Origin of the sequence: Corallococcus carmarthensis (assembly GCF_003611695.1) — a bacterium.
Classification (GTDB): domain Bacteria; phylum Myxococcota; class Myxococcia; order Myxococcales; family Myxococcaceae; genus Corallococcus; species Corallococcus carmarthensis.
In genome coordinates this window covers 1-18,146 of the sequence record NZ_RAWE01000203.1, presented here as the reverse complement: position 1 = coordinate 18,146, position 18,146 = coordinate 1, and the positions used below count along the sequence as shown (strand labels likewise).

The window sequence follows — 18,146 nt, the reverse complement described above, 5'->3', positions numbered from 1 at the left end:
CGGTAGACCCCTCCCGGCTGGTCATCCTGAAGGAAGACGACTGGCTCATGGCCGTGGACAAGCCCAGTGGCATGGCCGTCCATACCGGCAGCGGCATCACCGGGGGCACCCTGGTGGACTACGTGCGCGCCTACCTGGGCCCCAAGGCCACCCGCAACGACTTCACCGCCTCCCCCGCCCACCGCCTGGACCGGGAGACCTCCGGCGTCATCCTGGTGGCCAAGCGCCGTCCGGCGATGGTGCATTTCACGGAAATCTTCACCCACGGCCACCCGAAGAAGCGCTACCTGACCCTGGTGAAGGGGAAGATGCCCAAGGACTCGGGTGTCATCGACCTGCCGCTCGCCGAGCACCAGCAGACGGCCGAGTCCAAGGCCCGTCGGGGAGTGAACATGCAGGAGGCCGTCACCCGCTGGAAGGTCGTGCGCCAGTCGAGCGAGGCAGCCCTCCTCTCCTGCACCATCGAGACCGGGCGCACGCATCAGATAAGAAGGCACCTGGTCGCCGTGGGCCACCCGGTGGCGGGTGACAAGAAGTACGGAGACTTCGCCTTCAACCGCGACGTGCGGGCGCGCTGGGGGCTCAAACGTCTGTTCCTGCACGCCGAGCGCATCGAATTTCCGCACCCCGAGGATGGCAGGAAGGTCGTCGTGGAGACCCCCATGCCACCCGAATTGATGGACGTGCTGAAGCGGGCGGCGCTCCTCTAAGCCTTGAGCCCAGGACTCGACACGACACGCATGGCCGACCCGAAGATTGACCGCAGCCGCAAGAAGCTGGTGCTCGACGGCGTCCCGCCCAAGCGCAACATCCTCGTGCGCTTGATGAAGCTCGTCGCCGTGCTGGGCCTCATGGGCGCCACCGCGGGCGTGCTCGCCATTGTCGGCGCCTACTACATCTTCTCCGACGGGCTGCCCGCCATCCCGAAGGTGGACGAGTACTGGCCGCCCATCGTCACGGAGGTCTACACCGACGACGCGGTGCTCGCGGGCGAGTTCTACAACGAGCGGCGCAAGGTGGTGCCCTACGAGCGCATCCCCAAGCGGCTGGTGCAGGCGTTCATCGCCAGCGAGGACTCCAGCTTCTTCGACCACTTCGGCGTGGACGTGCTGGGCACCACGCGCGCCGTGTCCAAGACGGTGCTGACGAAGCTGGGCCTGCGCGGCGGCGGCGTGCAGGGCGGCTCCACGCTCACGCAGCAGACCGCGAAGGCGGTCCTCATCTCCGCGGAGGGCTACAAGGAGGCCACCGCGAAGACGCCCAAGCGCAAGATTCGCGAGGCCATCCTCGCCTTCCGGCTGGAGCAGGCGCTGACGAAGGAGGAGATCCTCTACCTCTACCTGAACAACGTCTTCCTCGGTCACCACAGCTACGGTGTGCAGAGCGCGGCGGAGAACTACTACCGCAAGGACGTGCGCGACCTGACGCTGGGGGAGATGACCCTCATCGCGGGCCTGCCCCAGGCGCCCAGCCGCTACTCGCCCTTCCTGCGCCCGGATTCCGCGAAGAAGCGCCGCTCCTACGTGCTGGGCCGCATGCTGACGGAAGGCATGATTTCCAAGGCCGAGCACGACCAGGCCAACGCGGAGCCGGTGAAGGTGTACCCGGTGGAGGACGTCTTCCACGAGTTCGCCCCGTACTTCGTGGAGCAGGTCCGCAAGGACGTGGTGGACCGCTACGGCAACCCCGTGCTCCTGAAGGAAGGCCTCAAGGTCTTCACCACCATGGACAGCGAGCGGCAGCGCGCGGCGCAGGACTCCGTGCTGGACGGCCTGATGTCCGTGGACAAGCGCCAGGGCTGGCGCGGGCCGGTGATGCAGCTGGCCACCGAGCCTGAGCGCAGCGCCTTCATCTCCAAGGCCAGGAAGGCCATGGGCAAGGAGGAGCTCGTCGAGAACCGCCTCTACGTGGGCGTCGTCACCCGCCTCGACGACGACGGCAAGGGCGCGGACGTGCAGGTGGGACCGCACCAGGGCCGGCTGCCGCTCTTGGGCATGCGCTGGGCGCGCAAGGTGAACCCGGAGAGCTACTACCCGGCCAGCATGATCACCTCCGTCAAGAAGGCCGTGGCGGTGGGCGACGTCGTGGTCCTTCGCCACGTGGTGAAGAAGGAGCTGACGGACGACAAGGAGCAGTGGGACAAGAAGCTGGCGGAGGACATCCCCGAGGAGGGCGTGAAGCTCTTCCGGCTGGAGCAGACGCCGGAGGCGCAGAGCGCGCTGGTCTCCATTGATCCGCACCGCCAGTACCTCACCGCGATGGTGGGCGGTTACGACTTCGACGACAACGAGTTCAACCGCGCGTTCCAGGCGTGCCGCCAGCCGGGCTCGTCGTTCAAGCCGTTCGTGTACTCGGCGGCGCTGGAGCAGCTGGAGTGGACGGAGGCCACCGTCATCGTGGACTCGCCCATCGTGGAGCACGACCCGGACAACAAGGTGTCGTGGAAGCCGGCCAACTACAGCGAGGAGTTCGTGGGTGACGTGCTGCTGCGCACCGCGCTGGTGAACTCCATGAACATCCCCGCGGTGAAGACGTTCGGCGCGGTGGGCGTCCACAACATGGCGGACTGGGCGAAGAAGCTGGGCATGACGACGCCCATGAACATGGACTTCTCCGCGGCGCTGGGTTCGTCGTGCGTGTACCCGTTCGACCTGGCGTCCGTGTACTCGACCTTCAACCGCTACGGCCGCAAGAAGCCCACGTACTTCATCCGCAAGGTGGAGGACCGCTTCGGCCGCACGCTGGAGGACCACACCGCGTTCGACGACGCGTGGGCGCCGCTCCAGGACCGCGTGGCCGCGGGCTACGCGCGCCTCTTCGAGCCGGGCGAGCAGGTGATGAGCCCGGAGACGGGCTACATCCTCACGCACCTCTTGCGCGGCGTGGTGCTCCAGGGCACCGGCGGTCCCGCGCAGAAGCTGGGCAAGCCGGCGGCGGGCAAGACGGGCACGACGAACGACTCCTTCGACGCGTGGTTCGCGGGCTACACCAAGGACCTGGTGACGGTGGCGTGGGTGGGCTACGACCTGAACCCGCACCCGCTGGGCCGCTACGAGACGGGTGGCCGCGCGGCGCTGCCCATCTGGCTCAACTACATGAAGCGCGCGCTGGAGGGCCGGCCCCAGCCGGAGTTCTACCCCTGGCAGTCCATGCAGCTGGCGCGGCTCTACATCGACAAGAAGACGGGCAAGGTGGCCAGCCCCGGCGCCAAGGGCGCGGAGCTGATGTTCTTCAAGAAGGGCACCGAGCCGAAGGAGGCCGTGCCCGACAAGAACCAGGTCGGCGTGGATCAGTTCATGATGGGCGCGCAGTAGCCACCGCGCGCCTCATCCCAAGCGCAGTGCCCCTCAGGCGCCTTCGCGGAAACCACGCGAGGGCGCCTGATGTGCTTCCAGGGCCTGCTTCAGCGCGGCCACGTCCGGGCCCGCCTCCAGCACGGAGCGCGCGGCGGTGGGCAGCACCTGCCGCTCGCGGCCGGAGAAGAGCTTCGGCAGGTCAGAGAAGCCCGCGCCCTGCGAGCCGATGCCCGGCGTGAGCAGCAGCGCGCCGCCCAGCCGCTCCACCACGTCGCGGTCGGCCGGGGGCAGCGTGGCGCCCATCACCGCGCCCGCGGGCAGCACGCCGGGGCCGGCCTTCTCGTTCAGTTCGCGCAGGCCATCCGCCACGGCCTGGGCCACGGTGCGGCCGTCGCTTCCCACGGCGTTCTGCACGGGCACGCCTTCCGGGTTGGACGAGCGCACGACGATGAAGGCGCAGGCGCCGTGGGCCCGCGCGCGCTCCACCGTCTTCGCGAGCGCGCCCAGGCCCAGGTACGCGGTGAAGGTGGCGGCGTCCACGTCGTAGGCGCTGCTCTTGCCGAAGAGGGACTCCGCGTAGGCATCCATGGTGGAGCCGATGTCGCCGCGCTTCACGTCCAGCAGCGTGAGGGTGCCCGCGGCGCGGAAGCGCTTGAGCACGCGCTGGAGCACGACGAGCCCTTCGGGGCCGTGGCGCTCGAAGAAGGCGCTCTGGGGCTTCACCACCGCGAGCGTCTCACCGGCTGCGTCGGCCAGCCGTTCGCAGAAGTCGGACAGGCCCTGCACGGTGTCCGGCAGGTTCCAGCGGGCGAGCACGTCCCGGGACGGATCCAGGCCCAGACAGAAGGGGGAGCGCTCGTCGGCGAGCTTCGCGAAGCGCTGTGCGAAGGACGGGGTCGTCATGGCCAGACTCCTCTCACTTCAACCGGCGCGCGGTGGCGTCGAACAGCGGGTTGGGCATGGCCTTCAAGACGCGCATGGACGTGGCCAGCTGCCAGGGGAAGCTCACCTCCGTGGCGCCCGCGAAGATGCCGCGGCCCATGCGCTCCACCGCGTCCTCGGTCTCCATGAGGAAGGGCATGGGGAAGTTGTTCTTCGCGGTGAGCTCGCTCTTCACGAAGCCCGGGTAGACGCACGTCACGCAGACGCCGGTGCCCTTCAGGTCCACGCGCAGGCTCTCCAGGAAGGTGGCGAGGAAGGCCTTGGACGCGGAGTAGGCGGCGTGGCCCGCGAGCCCCCGCATCCCCGCGAGGCTGGACACGCCCACGACGTGGCCCCGGCGGCGCTCCACCATCCGCGGCAGCACCGCGCACAGCGTGGCGGCGGCGCCGGTGATGTTGGTGTCGATGATGGCGCGCGTGCGCTCCCAGTCCATGCGCTTGCCGTGCGTGGGCCCGCCGATGCCGGCGTTCGCCACCACCAGGTCCAGCCCGCCGCACTCCGCGTCGATGGCGCGGATGCGCTCCTGCGAGGCCTCCGCGTGGTTGACATCCATGACGACGGGCTCCACCGCCGCGCCCGCGGCCAGGGCCTCCGCGGAGAGGGCCTGCAGCTGGGACAGCCGCCGGCCCGTCGCGAACACGCGCACGCCGTGCTTCGCCAGCCACAGGGCCAGTCCACGTCCCAGCCCGCTCGAGGCGCCAGTCACCAGCGCCGTCCGGTAGGTCATCTCCGCCATGCCGTCCTCCAGGGGTGTCGCAGCGCCCGCCTTGTCGCACGGTTGCGCGTCCGAGGGCACGCAAAACCCCTCCCCCTCACCGGAGGACGAGGTGCCTCCTTTGGCGCGTTGACACCTTGGAGGGCCTGGGGACGGGATTCATTCGGGAGTGAGCGGCGCATGCCTGGCTGGAACTGCATTCTCGTGGTGGACGACGACCTGGACCTGCTCCGGGCCTACAAGGAAGCGCTGGAGCTGGACGGGCACGAAGTGGCGCTGGCGCGAAACGGCTTCGAGGCGCTGCGCCTCCTGCGACAGGGGCTGCGCCCGGCGCTCATCCTGCTGGACTTGATGATGCCCGGGATGAACGCGTGGTCCTTCCGCTTGCGGCAGCTGGAGGACCCGGCGCTCGCCTCCATCCCGGTCATCGTCCTGTACGCGCAGGACGCGGGCGCCCGCGCCATGAATGCCCTGGGCGTGGACGGCTTCCTGGAGAAGCCGGTGGACCTGGACGTGCTCCTGGGCGCGGTGGCGGCCTACGTGCGGCCCACGGACGCCTCGGCCCATCAGCCCCAGTGAGGGCAGGGGCTTTTCAGCGGAACGGGGGCACGGGCTGGCCCTTGAACCACTCCGTGGCCTTCATGAGGTGCAGGTCGTGCTTGCCGGGCCGCAGCTCGATGCCGCCCGTCACCGCGCCCAGCGTCGTCAGCAGGGCGCCCGTGATGTTGCCCTGCACGAGGTCCAGGTGGCCTTCCAGCGAGAAGCCGTCGCCCTTCGCCTTCAGCTCGCGCAGCTGGAGCCCGCGTTCGTCAATCTGCACCTGTCCCGTCACCTCCACCTTGGGGATGTTGAGCAGCGAGGTGAGGAAGCCGGGCAGCTTCTTGGACGAAGTGATCAGCGCGACCAGCGGCTGCGTGTCGGTGAGCTGGCTCACGAAGCGCGCCTTCAGCACCGTGGGGGACAGGGCGAGGCTCGCGCGGGGCAGGGTGAAGTTCCCGCTCCAGGAGCGGATGGGCACGTTGCCGTTGGACGACACCTGGCTCAGCCGCAGCGTCGTCCCGCTCAGGCCCAGGTCCGTCATGTCCCACGACAGGTGCCGCGCATCCACCTCCACCTCCGCGCGCAGCAGGACCTTGTTCTGCCCCATGCGTCCGGAGACGAGGTCCGTGTCCATGCGCAGCTCCAGCGTGTTGCGCGCCTTCGCGCCCTGCTTCGGCTCGTCGCTGCGCACCGTCACGTGGCCCGAGTCGATTTCGAGCGTCTTCCCCAGCCACGGGTTGAGCACGCGCAGGTCCAGGGGCTTGCTCTTCGCCACGTGCAGCTCGGGCTCCAGGTCCAGGCCTGGCTGCCCTTCGCGCCGCCGCGCCAGCACGGTGAGGGCCACCTCTGGCACCTCCACGTCGTTTCCCCGGGCGCCTGACACGCGCACCGGCGCGAAGGCCAGCCGCAGCGAACCCGTCGGCTGTCCTTTCTGCTCCGGGGGCATGGACGCTTCCAGGCTCCAGGGGGCCCGGGCGCGCATGGGGCCTGCTTTCAAGTCCAGCTCCGCGCCGGATGCCTTGAGCTGGCTGCCCGGCTCCAGGGTGTTGCGCCGCATGCGCACGTCCAGCTCCACCCGTCCGGCGCCACCGCGCAGGGAAACAGGGGCGCTCGCGCCCAGCTGGTCGTTGATCCAATCCAGGGGCAGCACGTCGATGCGCGTCTTCACCTGGCCGCTGAGGGCCTGGGAGAGGTCGTAGCCCTGGTCCTTCTGGAAGGGCGCGTCGAGCAGGGCGCGCGAGTCGAGCGCTTCCAGCCGCGCGACGCGCTTGCCGTCCACCTCGATGAAGCCCTCGCTCACGCGCACCGACGGCAGGTCCACCCGGAGCCGTTCACGGGACTGGAGGTTCAGCGTGCCGGTGACGTCCAGCGCGCCCGCGAAGCGCACGCGGCTGAAGTCCAGCTCGCGCACCTCGTGCAGCGTGACGTCCTTCAGGTGGATGACCCACGGCTTGCTGTTCGGGTCGGACGGTTGTTCGGGCGCGCCGGAGGGCTCCAGGTGGAAGGCCGCGCCGTGCCCGTCGATGCCGTCCACGTCCACGCGCTTGCGCAAGAGGCCCGTGAGCGACATGCCCGCCTCCAGCGCGTCCACCTCCACCTTCCACCAGACGTTCGCGTCCTGCTGGGTGAGGGTGAAGCCCTTGAGGTGGAGCCGGCCCACGGGCCACAGCCACCACGCGCGCTGCCACGTCAGCTGCGTGCGGTCCGTCGCGCGGCCCATGATGGCCTGGGTGACGCCGGTGTTGAGCGCGACGTTGATGGCGACTTCCAGCCCCGCGACCGCCAACAGGATCCACAGGGCGACGCGGCGCCAGCGTCTCCTGCGAGGAGCGGCGGCAGCGGCGTCGGGGGACGGGGTGTCGGTCATGTCGCGAGGTTCCGTTCGGGAGGCTCCCGGATGCCCTGGAATCCCCCCGGGCACAAGGTGCCTGTGTCCGGCGCGATGGATTCGAAACACCGTCCATGGACAAGGCCACCCGGGACCACTTCGCTCACTGGAAGGACCTGATGCCGAAGCGCGGCGCGAAGGCGTAGGGGCCTTCGCGCCGGGGCCTTTCGTCAGTGGACCGCGGGCTGCTCCTCGGCGGCGCCTGTCTCCTCGGGAGGCGCCGCGACGGCGAGCGTGGCCTGCTTCTCACGGGCCCGCTCCAGGGCCTGGTCGATGCTGAAGCTCGCGGGGCGCTGGCGGGGCGGGAATTTTTCGAAGGTCTTCAGGAACTCGCCGACGAGCGCCTGCGCGGGGACCAGGAGGAAGGCGTGCTCCATCATCCAGAGGTCGTAGTACATGGAAGCGTCGGTGTCGGCCCGCTCGAAGGGGTCGCTCCGGAGGTTGAAGATCTTCGGAGCGCGCAGCTCCGCGAGCGGCTCCCTCCAGACGTTCAACCCATGGGCGCGCTGCTCCATGAAGACGACCTTCCAGGCGTCGAAGCGCAGCGCCATCAGGTCGCCATCGTCGCTCCAGTAGAGGAAGGCGCGGCGCGGGTTCTCCTCCACGTCGCCCTTGAGGAAGGGCAGCAGGTTGTAGCCGTCGATGTGGACGTTGAACGTCTTGGCGCCTGCCTTGTGGCCTCGCTGGAGCTTTTCGACGACGTCCGGCTCACCCGCGACCGCGACCAGCGTGGGCAGCAGGTCGGTGTGTGAGAAGATCTCGTTGGACAGGGTGTCCGGCTCGATGACGCCCGGCCAGCGCATGACGCAGGGCACGCGCCAGCCGCCCTCCCAGTTGGTGTCCTTCTCTCCGCGGAACGGCGTGCTGCCGCCGTCCGGCCAGCTCATGACCTCCGCGCCGTTGTCCGTGGAGTAGATGACGAGGGTGTCCTCGGTGATGCCCAGCGCGTCCAGCTTGTCCAGCAGCCGCCCCACGGTGCCGTCGTGCTCCACCATGCCGTCCGGGTACAGCCCCAGCCCGGTGACGCCCTGGGACTCCTTCTTCAGGTGCGTGAAGACGTGCATGCGGGTGGAGTTGAACCAGATGAAGAAGGGCTTCTGGTCCTTCTGGGCCCGGTCCATGAAGTCCAGCGTGGCGTCCAGGAACTCCTCGTCCACCGTCTCCATGCGCTTCTTGGTGAGCGGGCCGGTGTCCTCGATGCGCTGCGTGCCGTCCGGGTTGGCCCAGCTGTGCAGCACACCGCGCGGACCGAAGCGCTGACGGAAGCGGGGGTCCTTGGGGTAGTCCACGTTCTCCGGCTCCTCCTCGGCATTGAGGTGGTAGAGGTTTCCGAAGAACTCGTCGAAGCCGTGCACGGTGGGCAGGTACTCATCGCGGTCGCCCAGGTGGTTCTTGCCGAACTGGCCGGTGGCGTAGCCCAGGGGCTTGAGGAGGTCCGCGATGGTGGGGTCTTCCGGCTGGAGCCCCAGCTTCGCGCCGGGCAGACCGACCTTGGTGAGGCCCGTGCGGATGGGGGACTGGCCGGTGATGAACGCCGCGCGGCCCGCGGTGCAGCTCTGTTGCCCATACCAGTCGGTGAAGCGCACGCCCTCCTTCGCGATGCGGTCGATGTTCGGAGTGCGGTAGCCCATGGCTCCCTGGTGGTAGCAGCTGGGATTGAACCAGCCGATGTCGTCTCCGAAGATGACCAGGATGTTGGGCTGCTTCTTCTTCGCGGGCTTCGTCGCCATGAGGGCACGCTCCGATGTCTGGTGTTGCGCCTAGGGGTGGAGACGCGGCAGGCGTTGGACAACCGGAAGCGGGCGGCATGGCGGGCGGCGGGCGTGGCTGGATGGCATTGCCCGGGTGTCGCCGGGTCCCCATCCTCCTGGGGAACCCCCTACGGAAGGACGGGTGTGCCGATGGGAGACGCGGGCCGCACGGGACCCATCGAGGCACTTCGCAACCTGACATTGTCGCTGCAACGTCTGGCGGCGAGCGAGGTCGCGAGCGGCGTGGTGCGCGGCACGGCCGATGGCATCCGCAAGGAGGTGCCGAACGTCGACGGGCAGCTGCGCGCGGTGCTCCACGACGTGCTCACGGTGCTGGCCCGCCTGGCGCATGACGCCGCCGAGCGTAAATCCGGGGCGCCGGCGGTCGCGACCCAGGAGTTCGCGGGCGCGGCGATGGAGGGGGCGCTGAAGGCGTTGGAGCGGGAGTGGAATGACGGGGGCTTGCCCTTCCATGGCTTCGTGGAGCGGCTGAACCTCCTCTTCGACGAAGTGGTGAACTTCGCGCACTCCCGCACGGATGAGATCCGCACGCCGGGAGAGCGGGCCCAGATGATGGCCCGGGGCGTGGTGAAGGCGGCGACGGAGCAGCTGCACGAGTCCCTGCCGGCCATCATGGAGGACGCGCGCGGCATGGCCCCCTTGGGGGAGGAGGTGGCCTCGAAGGTGGGGCGGGGGCTGGTGATGGGCGTCGAGTCCAAGCTGCGCGAGGACTCCGGCCTGCTGGTGGACCTGGTGGAGCGAGCGGGCCAGGGGCTGGTGCGAGGCGTGGTGGCGGGCCTCCGCGATGAGCTGGCGTCGACTCCGGTGGCGTCCGGAGAGGCGCTGGCCGCATCCCTGGCGACGCTCGCCGAGCGCACCGCCGCCGCGACCGTGCGGGGGGCGGGGGGCGTCCTCGCGCAGGAGGAGATCCGCTGGCGGGCGGCGCCGCGAAATCAGGAGCTGCTGCGGCGCACGAGCCGGCAGATCACGGCGGGAGCGCTGGACGCCCTGGGCACGAAGCTGCGCAGGCCGCTGATGGCCCTCGCGGGAGCAGGCAGCGCGCTCGTGGCCCTGACGGTGCTGTCCGGACGCTGGCGCCACGCGTGACGTCACGGCGGGTCTGGTTCGGGCTATGGAGCCGGGAGAGGGCTCCAAATGCTTCCACGTGGGTGGTAGGTCTTTCTGCTGGTCGTGCTGTCCGGCTGCGGTGGTGTCCGGCCGGTCGTGACGTTGGACATGGGCGCGGGTCGGAAGGCCACCTTCGTTCCTCGTCAGGACGCCCGGGTGGTGGAACTAGAGGATGCAGAGGCCTCACTCCGGGAGAGTGCGACGCACGCCCGGCCCTCCTCGCGTCCTCAGCAAGCCGCGCGTGAACTGTTCCAGATGGAAGCTCGCAGTGGCTCCTACCGCTACGAGCCACGTGAGCGGCGCATCACCCCGCTGGGAGCTGGCGAGCCACTGGAGGTCATCGACCTTGGAGGGGTGGGAGGCCTCACGCAGGAGTACCTGCGGTGGTGCGAACGCACGCAGCGGCACGGAGATTGTCTGCGGTTGCTGTCGGAGACGCCCATCCTGGATGGGGACGGCCGCTACGTGCTCGCCATGGCGCTGGCCCGGGGCGTGGGCCTCTCGGAGATGATGGACGCCTTCCAGGACATGGCCGACCCCGAGGCGATGATGGCCGCGGTGCTCTGGACGTGGACCACGTACATGGTCCTGCTCGCGGTGCCCGAGCCCATCTCCAAGGGCATCGCGGCGGTGATGACCGCGACGCTCATTGCTTACGTGGGCATCGACACGTTCTGGGGCCTCATCGTCGGCTTCAGGCAGTGGGTGGAGGCCGCGGACCGGGCCCTCACGTTCGATGACCTGCGCCAGGCGGGCGAGCGGTACGGCAAGCTCATGGGGCGCAACGCGGCCCGTGCCTTCGTGATGCTGGCCACGGCCGCCATGGGGAACACGGCGGCGGGGCTCGCGGGGCGCGTGCCCACGTTGCCGGGAGCCGCGCAGGCCACGGCGCAGGCGGGGGCGCAGTTGGGGATCCGCCTCTCGGCGGTAGGAGAAGTGCGGGCGGTCTCTATCGGCGCGGGAACGGTCACGCTCGCGTTGGCTCCGGGCGCGGTCGCGATGGCGGCCCAGGGGAAAGGGGGAGGAAATCCTCCTCCGGCACCCGGAGTCAGGTCTTGGGGCTCGTTCAGCGGCTTCAAGCGGGCCATGGGGCCAGCGGGAGCTGGCCAGCAGTGGCACCACGTCGTCGAGCAGACCCCTGGGAACGTGGAGCGGTTCGGTCCGCACGCGCTGCACAATACGGACAATGTCATCCGCCTGGATGCGCGGATGCATGCGCGCATTGGCGGTATCTTCTCTTCCATCCGCGCCGATTTGACCCGGTCCTACACGGTGACGGTGCGTCAATGGCTGGGCACCCAGTCCTTCGAGGAACAACGCCGGTTCGGCATGCTGGTCCTGGAGAAGGTCATGAAGGGAGAATGGTGATGGAGCTGACGGAACTTGTTGAACAGTTCGCGCACCATGTTGCCGCGCAGGGGGACTGCATCCGGGACGGTGATTCCAGGAAGGGCAACAAGCACGCCCGGAAGTACGGCGCTGCCTTGGAGGCGCTGCTTGCGCAGGGAGATGCCGGCCGTGAGGCGCTCTCCGCCCTGTTGAAGCATCCCCGTGCGGACGTGCGGGGCATGACCGCGTCGTTCCTGCTGCGCTACAGAACGGAAGAATCGAAGGCGGTCCTGGAGTCCATCGCGGCGGGGGGGGGGCTGGCCGCCATTGGCGCCACCTTGAACCTCCAGCGCTGGGCCGAAGGCACCTGGTCGCTCGACCCGGAGTGAGCAGGCCCCAGCCTGATGCGCTGCCCGGGCCGAATGGCGCGCCCCGCGGCGCCGCGAGCTCGTGTGACAGCAGGCGGTGCTCCGCGTCAGCCGACACGCGCGTGAGACCCGAGGTCCGTGGCGACAGCCTCCACTTCCTCACCAGCTTCAATCCCAGGCGCAGCGCAGGCGGGGGGGACACATGGCGGGAGCCCGGTCAGGTTGGTGGCTGCTGGGGCTCGTGGGGGGCCTGTGCTGCGCCGCTTCCTCCTTCGCCCAATCCACGGAGGCTCCCGCCAGTGGTGCGGGAGCCTCCGGACAGGCCCTGGCCAAGGCTGCCCAGAACCCCGTGGCCGGCTGGCCGCCGGACGTAACGGCGGACTCGGGTGAGGCCTTGTCGAGTCCAAAGCAGGCACCGCCGCCCCCCCACTGACGGCCGGGCCCAGCGGGCCCTCCTCCCGCGCCCTCCTCGCCGCGTTGTGGAAGCGCCGCCGCGTTCCCACCCTCTTGATGTCTGGGATTGCGCGGGACAAGGAGGCGGCGGTGGGGCGACGCACGTGGAAGCAACAGGCCTGGCTCCTCTGGGCGCTCGCCCTGACGGTCGCCGGTCCCCTCCAGGCGCTGGCGGCGGATCCGCTGCCGTCCTGGAACGACGGTCCCGTGAAGCAGTCCATCGTGGACTTCGTCACCCGCGCCACCACCGAGGGCGGCCCCGGCTACATCCCGCCGGAGGAGCGCATCGCCACCTTCGACAACGACGGCACGCTCTGGCAGGAGCAGCCCGTCGTGCAGGGGGCCTTCCTCCTGGAGCAGGTCCGCGAGCGGGTGAAGGAGGACGCGTCGCTCGCGAAGCGGCAGCCCTTCAAGGCCGTGCTGGAAGGCGACGTGGCCCTGCTGTCCGCCATGGACGAGCCCCAGTTGATGGAGCTGTTCGCCGCCACCCACGCGGGCAAGACGCAGGACGAGTTCGCCCGCGAGGTCCGCGCCTTCTTCCAGACCGCGCGCCACCCGAAGCTGGGCGTGCCGTACACGCAGCTGGCCTACGCACCCATGCTGGAACTCCTCCAGTACCTGCGCGCCAACGGCTTCCAGACGTGGATCTCCTCGGGCGGTGGCGTCGACTTCATGCGGGCCGTCTCCGAGGACACCTACGACATCCCGCCCCAGCAGGTCATCGGCAGCAGCCTGAAGGAGAAGTTCGACGAGGGGAACGGCAACCCGGTGCTGCGGCGCGAGGCCCGCGTGGACCACCTCAACGACAAGGCGGGCAAGCCGGTGGGGATTGACCAGCACATCGGGCGGCGGCCCGTGTTCGCGGCGGGCAACGTGCGCTCGGGCGGCGACATCCAGATGCTCCAGTACACGAAGGAGCAGCCGCATCCGGGCTTCGCCCTGCTCATCAACCACGACGACGCCGAGCGCGAGTTCGCCTACGCGGAGAAGAACGACGCGTCGCTGAAGGCCGCGCGCCAGGGCGGCTGGACCGTGGTCAGCATGCGCCAGGACTGGAAGCGCATCTTCCCGGAGGGACGGTAATGGATGGCTTGCAGGCCCTCATCGGGCTGATGATTTCGACCTTCATCGTCGCGCTCGGGTTGTCACAGGGCCTGTCGTGGCACCTGGGGGACCTGGGCCGGGGCGTGCGGCAGCCGGCGTTCGCGCGGGGCCTGGGCGTGAGCCTCGTCGGCGTGCCGCTGCTGGCCATCATCGTGGTGAAGGTGCTGCCGGTGCCTCCCATCGCGGCGGGCGTCATCGCGCTGATGGCGTTCTGTCCGGGGCTGCCCATGGCGCTCAACGTCGTGTCCCGGGAGAAGGGCAACCTGGCGCTGTCCCTGGCGCTGTCCATCACCCTGTCGATCGTCGCCATCGTGTTGCTGCCGTGGTCGCTGAAGCTGCTGGCTCAGCTGTTCCCCCTGGCCATCCAGCCCCCGCCGTACCGGGTGGTCGTGTCGCGGGTCATGCTCCCGTTCCTCGTGCCCTTCGCGCTGGGCGTCGGCCTCAAGAAGCTGTCACCTGTCTGGGCGGGCCGGCTGCGCAAGCCGGTGAAGATCTACTTCAACATCGCCCTGCTGGTGGCCGTGCTGGCCCTGGTCGTCGCCAGCTTCCCGCTGCTGAAGCGTTTCCAGTTCTGGGGATTCGTCGCGATGGGAGTGGTGACGCTGGGCTCCGCGGCCCTGGGCCACGTGGCGGGGCGGCCCCGGCCCGGGGACCGCACGTCGCTGGCCATCTCCGCCGCCTTCGGCAACCCCGCCTTCGCCTTCTGCCTGGGGGGCAGCACCTACCCCATGAAGACCCTGCTGGGCGCCATGGGGCTGTACCTCATCCTCCGCACCGTGGCGCTGGTGCCGTACCTGCTCTGGAACCGGCGCCACCAGGCGTCCGAGCGCGGAGGCGGTCCGATGCTGCCGACGGGCAGGCGGGCCTCCGCGAACCCGTGAGCCCTCCGTGTCGTGGGGGCGATGCGCGCAACGCACTGCGGTGGGTGATGCCGTGAGCCCCGGGCGCCTCCACCCTTCCTTGCGTCCAGGAGGCCAGGCGCACGGGGGGGGGAAGGGCCATGAAGCGCACCGCGGCCACGGCCGGTCATGTGCTGAGCCGGGTGCTCCCGGGTGTCGAGCAGGCGCGGACGTATGAGCGGCGATGGCTGCGCGCGGACTTGCTGGCCGCGCTCACCGTGGGCGCGATGCTGATTCCCCAGGGGCTGGCCTACGCGCAGATTGCCGGCGTGCGCCCCGCGGCGGGGCTGTACGCGGGCGTCTTCGCGATGCTGGCCTACGCGCTGTTCGGCCCGTCGCGGCACCTGCTGGTGGGGCCGGAGGCGGGCGCGGCCATCCTCACCGCGACGGCGCTGGTCCCGGTGGTGGGGGACGGAGGCCCGGAGCGGCTGGCGTCCCTGGCGGCGCTGCTCGCGTTGATGGTGGGCGCGGTGAGCCTGCTGGGCGGGCTGTGCCGGGCGGGGGCGCTGGCGGACTTCCTGTCGCGTCCCATCCTCATCGGCTACGTCAACGGCGCGGCGCTGATCATCATCGGCAGCCAGCTGGCCCGGATGTTCGGGCTGGAGCGCAAGTCGAACGAGTTCGCGGGGCAGCTCCACGAGGTGGCGGCGAACGTGGGCCGCACGCACGTGCCCACGCTGCTCCTGGGGCTGGGCATCGTCGCGGCGCTGGTGGCCATGCGCCGCTTCCTGCCGCGCTGGCCCGCGCCGCTGGTGATGGTGGCGCTCACCACGCTGGCGGCCTGGTGGTTCCAGCTGGAGAACGGTGGCGTGAAGGCGGTGGGGCCCATCGCCGCCGCGGCGCCCTCCTTCGGCCTGCCCTCGTTGCGCTTCGCAGACGTGCGCACGCTCCTTCCGGCGGCCTTCAGCCTCGCGCTGGTGAACTACGCCAGCTCCGTGCTCACGGGCCGCATCTACGCGGACCGCTTCGGCTACCGGCTGGACGCCCACCAGGAGTTCTTCGGCCAGGCGGCGGCCAACCTCCTCACCGGCCTCACGCAGGGCTTCCCGGTGTCGGGCAGCGACTCGCGCACGGCGGTCAACGCGTCCATGAAGGGGCGCACGCAGCTCGTCGGTGTGGGCGCGGCGGTGGTCGTGGGGGTGTTCTCGCTGTTCCTCACGCCACTGCTCTCCCATCTGCCCCTGGTGACGCTGGGGGCCATCGTCATCGTCGCGGCGGTGTACCTGCTGGAGGTGAAGCCCGTCCTCCGGCTCTGGCGCGTGCGGCCGGTGGAGGCGGTGCTCGCGGTGGTGACGACGCTGGGCGTGCTCTTCCTGGGCATCCTCCAGGGCATCCTCGTCGCGGTGGCGCTGGCGTTGGTGGACCTCATCCGCCGCGCGGCGCACCCGCACGACGCCGTCCTGGGCGAGCGCGAGGGCATGCCCGGCTGGCACGACGTGGAAGGGCACGCGGACGCGGAGACGATCCCCGGGCTCGTCGTCTACCGCTTCGACGCGCCCCTCTTCTTCGCCAACGCCCGCTTCCTGCGCGAACAGGTGCGCCGGCTGGTGGCCGAGTCCCGCCAGCCGGTGCACTGGTTCGTGCTGGATGCGTCCTCCGTGTTCGACCTGGACATCACCGCCGCGGAGAGCCTGGAGAAGGTGTGCCACGAGCTCACGGACGAAGGCATCGTCTTCGCCGTGGCCCAGGCGCGCGCGCCGATGCGCCGGATGCTGAAGCGCTCCGGGCTGGCCGCGCTGATTGGACAGGACCTGCTCTTTCCCACGGTGGGCGCGGCCGTGCGCGCCTACCTCGAAGCGCGAGACGCCGCGCGGGCCACCCATGACGGCGAGCCCGTCTCATCGCCACAGGTGCACTGACGCCATGACGCCAATCCAATCCAGGGCCCCATGGGGCGTGGTGCTGGGCCTGCTCGTGTCCGTGACGGCGCTGGCGCAGGACGCGCACTACACCACGCGGCAGTTCGGCAACCGGGCGTGGCTGTTGGGGGGCGCCTTCGTGGGCAACCCGAACGACATCAGCGCCGTCTATTACAACCCCGGCGCGCTCGCGCTGCTGGGTGCGCCGGAGCTGGAGCTCACCGGCAGCGTGTACGAGTACACGCGCGTGCACGTGAAGGACGGGCAGGGCCAGGGACGGGGCCTGTCCGACTCCAATGTGGACGTGATGCCGTCGTTGATCGCGGGCTCGCTGCGCTTCAAGTTCCTGGGCAAGTCCCGGCTGGCCTACTCGCTGCTCACGCGCCAGGGCTTCGACTACAGCCTCCAGACGCGCGGCACGCGGATGGGCACGGACCTGGCCGGGGTGCGGGGCCTGGACTCGCTGTCCTCGGATGTGCGCCTGGACCAATCCGTGAGCGAGTACTGGACGGGCCTCTCCTGGGCCTTCCCCGTCACGGAGCACCTGGGCCTGGGGTTGACGCCGTTCGTCGCGACCCGGCACCACGAGCTGCGCTTCCAGACGCTCGCGCAGGGCTCCGGTGAGGCCGGACAGCAGCTGCTGGCGACCCTGGGCCGCGACCTGGAGCTCGACCACATCCGGGTGTTGTTGAAGGTGGGCGCCAGCTACCAGCACGGCCCCTGGGCCGTGGGGCTCACCCTGACGACGCCGAGCCTGGCCATCTGGGGCCGGGGCTCCGCGGGGCTCGAGCGCGCCGTCCAGTCCCAGGGTTTCGACACGAACGCGCCCGCGCCCGTGTTCAACTACCAGGAGGACCTGCCGGCGCACTTCCGCAACTCCTGGGGCGCGGCGCTCGGGGCCAGCCGGAGCTTCGGCTCGACCACGGTGTACGCGTCCCTGGAGGGCTACGCGCGCGTCTCCACCGTCACGCTGCTGGACACCGAACCCATCGTGCCGCGCGGCTCCACGGAAACACTCAACGGGGACTACGCCTTCGCGCTCAAGCCGGTGCTGAACGGGGCGCTGGGCGTCGAGCAGCCGCTGGGAGACCGGTTGCGGGTGTACCTGAGCGGGCACACGGACTTCAGCGCGTTGGATCAGACGCCGGGGACGAACGCGCTGCTCGGGGGCTGGGACCTGTACCACGTCGCCTCCGGCGTCCACTTCCTCCTGGGCCGCTCGCGCTTCACGCTGGGCGCCAACCTGGCTTGGGGAAGCAATCAGACCGACCGGTTTTCGGACTCGCTTCAGCAGTTGGGCCTGTCCGCCCCCATGCGCACCCAGGACGTCCGCTACTTCCAGGCCACGATGCTGGTGGGCGCCAGCTTCTCCTTCAAGGACACGCGGACCCCCGGCGGCGAGGCCGGCGTGGAGACCACCCCCACCGCGGAGTCCCCATGACGCGAGCGCACGCGGCGGACCTCGCGGTGGACCCGGAGGCGGCCTCCGCCTTCCTGCTGGACCTGGCGAAGGCCCTGCACCTGGCCTACCAGCCGGCGCCCCTGGTGGAGGCGCACGTGCGCCAGGCGGCGAAGGCGTGGGGGCTGGACGTGGAGGTCTTCACGCTCCAGAGCCTGGCGTTGACGGAGGTGCTGTCCCAGCGCCGCTCGCACGTGGCGTTCGCGCGGCTGCCCTTCAACCCGCACTGGAACCTGGGCCGGGCCGGGGCGCTGCTGCGGCTGGCGGAGGCCATCCCCGAAGGGGGCATGCGGCTGCCCGAGGCCCGCGCGGAGCTGGACCGCATCCTGACCCCGCACGCGCCGTACCCGGAGTGGCTCGTGTTCCTGGCCTACGGCGTCTACGGCGCGTGCGGGGTCAGGATGCGGTCCAGCTC

At 70.1% G+C, this 18,146-nt stretch carries 15 protein-coding genes; 11 read left to right on the top strand and 4 right to left on the bottom strand.

The features are described from left to right. On the top strand, positions 1–710 hold a 710-nt coding region (locus D7X32_RS35100), incomplete at its 5' end, for an RluA family pseudouridine synthase (protein ID WP_147450390.1). A 30-nt stretch (positions 711–740) separates the two neighbouring features. Then, positions 741–3,314 carry a penicillin-binding protein 1A gene (locus D7X32_RS35095; RefSeq protein ID WP_120606931.1) on the top strand — a complete coding sequence of 858 codons (2,574 nt, stop codon included), beginning with the start codon at positions 741–743 and terminating at the stop codon, positions 3,312–3,314. A 33-nt stretch (positions 3,315–3,347) separates the two neighbouring features. On the opposite strand, the gene pyrF is transcribed toward D7X32_RS35095, so the two are convergent. Together pyrF and D7X32_RS35085 are read right to left on the bottom strand one after the other, a co-directional pair. Beyond that, a complete protein-coding gene (gene pyrF / locus D7X32_RS35090; RefSeq protein ID WP_120606930.1) occupies positions 3,348–4,199 on the bottom strand; it encodes an orotidine-5'-phosphate decarboxylase in 852 nt (283 codons plus the stop codon). Between the two features lie 13 nt (positions 4,200–4,212). Then, positions 4,213–4,974 (bottom strand): SDR family NAD(P)-dependent oxidoreductase, encoded by a 762-nt coding sequence (locus D7X32_RS35085; protein WP_120606929.1) that lies wholly within the window; start codon positions 4,972–4,974, stop codon positions 4,213–4,215. 159 nt (positions 4,975–5,133) lie between these two features. On the opposite strand from D7X32_RS35085, the gene D7X32_RS35080 reads away from it, so the two are divergent. Beyond that, complete coding sequence (locus D7X32_RS35080; RefSeq protein WP_120606928.1) at positions 5,134–5,532, top strand: response regulator; 399 nt, start codon at positions 5,134–5,136, stop codon at positions 5,530–5,532. A gap of 13 nt (positions 5,533–5,545) precedes the next feature. Here D7X32_RS35080 and D7X32_RS35075 read toward each other — a convergent pair whose 3' ends face one another. Beyond that, entirely contained in the window at positions 5,546–7,360 is a 1,815-nt protein-coding gene (locus D7X32_RS35075; protein ID WP_120606927.1) for an AsmA family protein, read from the bottom strand. 191 nt (positions 7,361–7,551) lie between these two features. Next, the gene (locus D7X32_RS35070; RefSeq protein WP_120606926.1) at positions 7,552–9,111 is read right to left on the bottom strand and encodes an arylsulfatase; all 1,560 of its coding nucleotides are present in this window, start codon (positions 9,109–9,111) and stop codon (positions 7,552–7,554) included. Positions 9,112–9,282: 171 nt separating this feature from the next. On the opposite strand from D7X32_RS35070, the gene D7X32_RS35065 reads away from it, so the two are divergent. The 8 genes from D7X32_RS35065 to D7X32_RS35030 all read left to right on the top strand — a co-directional run. Next, positions 9,283–10,239 (top strand): hypothetical protein, encoded by a 957-nt coding sequence (locus D7X32_RS35065; RefSeq protein WP_120606925.1) that lies wholly within the window; start codon positions 9,283–9,285, stop codon positions 10,237–10,239. A 75-nt stretch (positions 10,240–10,314) separates the two neighbouring features. Next, on the top strand, positions 10,315–11,628 hold the full coding sequence (gene sitA5 / locus D7X32_RS35060; protein ID WP_439329037.1) for a SitA5 family polymorphic toxin: 1,314 nt from the start codon (positions 10,315–10,317) through the stop codon (positions 11,626–11,628). After that, positions 11,628–11,978 carry a DUF2019 domain-containing protein gene (locus tag D7X32_RS35055; protein WP_120606932.1) on the top strand — a complete coding sequence of 117 codons (351 nt, stop codon included), beginning with the start codon at positions 11,628–11,630 and terminating at the stop codon, positions 11,976–11,978. Before sitA5 ends, D7X32_RS35055 begins: the two co-directional genes overlap by 1 nt. Before the next feature lie 522 nt (positions 11,979–12,500). Continuing rightward, positions 12,501–13,493 carry an HAD family hydrolase gene (locus tag D7X32_RS35050; protein ID WP_244239352.1) on the top strand — a complete coding sequence of 331 codons (993 nt, stop codon included), beginning with the start codon at positions 12,501–12,503 and terminating at the stop codon, positions 13,491–13,493. After that, entirely contained in the window at positions 13,493–14,395 is a 903-nt protein-coding gene (locus D7X32_RS35045) for a bile acid:sodium symporter family protein (protein ID WP_120606923.1), read from the top strand. Before D7X32_RS35050 ends, D7X32_RS35045 begins: the two co-directional genes overlap by 1 nt. Before the next feature lie 119 nt (positions 14,396–14,514). Next, on the top strand, positions 14,515–16,272 hold the full coding sequence (locus D7X32_RS35040; protein ID WP_120606922.1) for a SulP family inorganic anion transporter: 1,758 nt from the start codon (positions 14,515–14,517) through the stop codon (positions 16,270–16,272). Positions 16,273–16,276: 4 nt separating this feature from the next. After that, the gene (locus D7X32_RS35035; protein WP_147450389.1) at positions 16,277–17,713 is read left to right on the top strand and encodes a hypothetical protein; all 1,437 of its coding nucleotides are present in this window, start codon (positions 16,277–16,279) and stop codon (positions 17,711–17,713) included. After that, positions 17,710–18,146 (top strand): threonine/serine exporter family protein (locus D7X32_RS35030; protein WP_147450388.1); only part of this gene is annotated, 437 nt, incomplete at its 3' end. The genes D7X32_RS35035 and D7X32_RS35030, both read left to right, overlap by 4 nt.

Coding starts and splice junctions, on each gene's coding strand:
- D7X32_RS35095 (WP_120606931.1), top strand. CDS start 741: ATGGCCGACCCGAAGATTGACCGCAGCCGCAAGAAGCTGGTGCTCGAC.
- pyrF (WP_120606930.1), bottom strand. CDS start 4,199: ATGACGACCCCGTCCTTCGCACAGCGCTTCGCGAAGCTCGCCGACGAG.
- D7X32_RS35085 (WP_120606929.1), bottom strand. CDS start 4,974: ATGGCGGAGATGACCTACCGGACGGCGCTGGTGACTGGCGCCTCGAGC.
- D7X32_RS35080 (WP_120606928.1), top strand. CDS start 5,134: ATGCCTGGCTGGAACTGCATTCTCGTGGTGGACGACGACCTGGACCTG.
- D7X32_RS35075 (WP_120606927.1), bottom strand. CDS start 7,360: ATGACCGACACCCCGTCCCCCGACGCCGCTGCCGCCGCTCCTCGCAGG.
- D7X32_RS35070 (WP_120606926.1), bottom strand. CDS start 9,111: ATGGCGACGAAGCCCGCGAAGAAGAAGCAGCCCAACATCCTGGTCATC.
- D7X32_RS35065 (WP_120606925.1), top strand. CDS start 9,283: ATGGGAGACGCGGGCCGCACGGGACCCATCGAGGCACTTCGCAACCTG.
- D7X32_RS35055 (WP_120606932.1), top strand. CDS start 11,628: ATGGAGCTGACGGAACTTGTTGAACAGTTCGCGCACCATGTTGCCGCG.
- D7X32_RS35045 (WP_120606923.1), top strand. CDS start 13,493: ATGGATGGCTTGCAGGCCCTCATCGGGCTGATGATTTCGACCTTCATC.
- D7X32_RS35040 (WP_120606922.1), top strand. CDS start 14,515: ATGAAGCGCACCGCGGCCACGGCCGGTCATGTGCTGAGCCGGGTGCTC.
- D7X32_RS35035 (WP_147450389.1), top strand. CDS start 16,277: ATGACGCCAATCCAATCCAGGGCCCCATGGGGCGTGGTGCTGGGCCTG.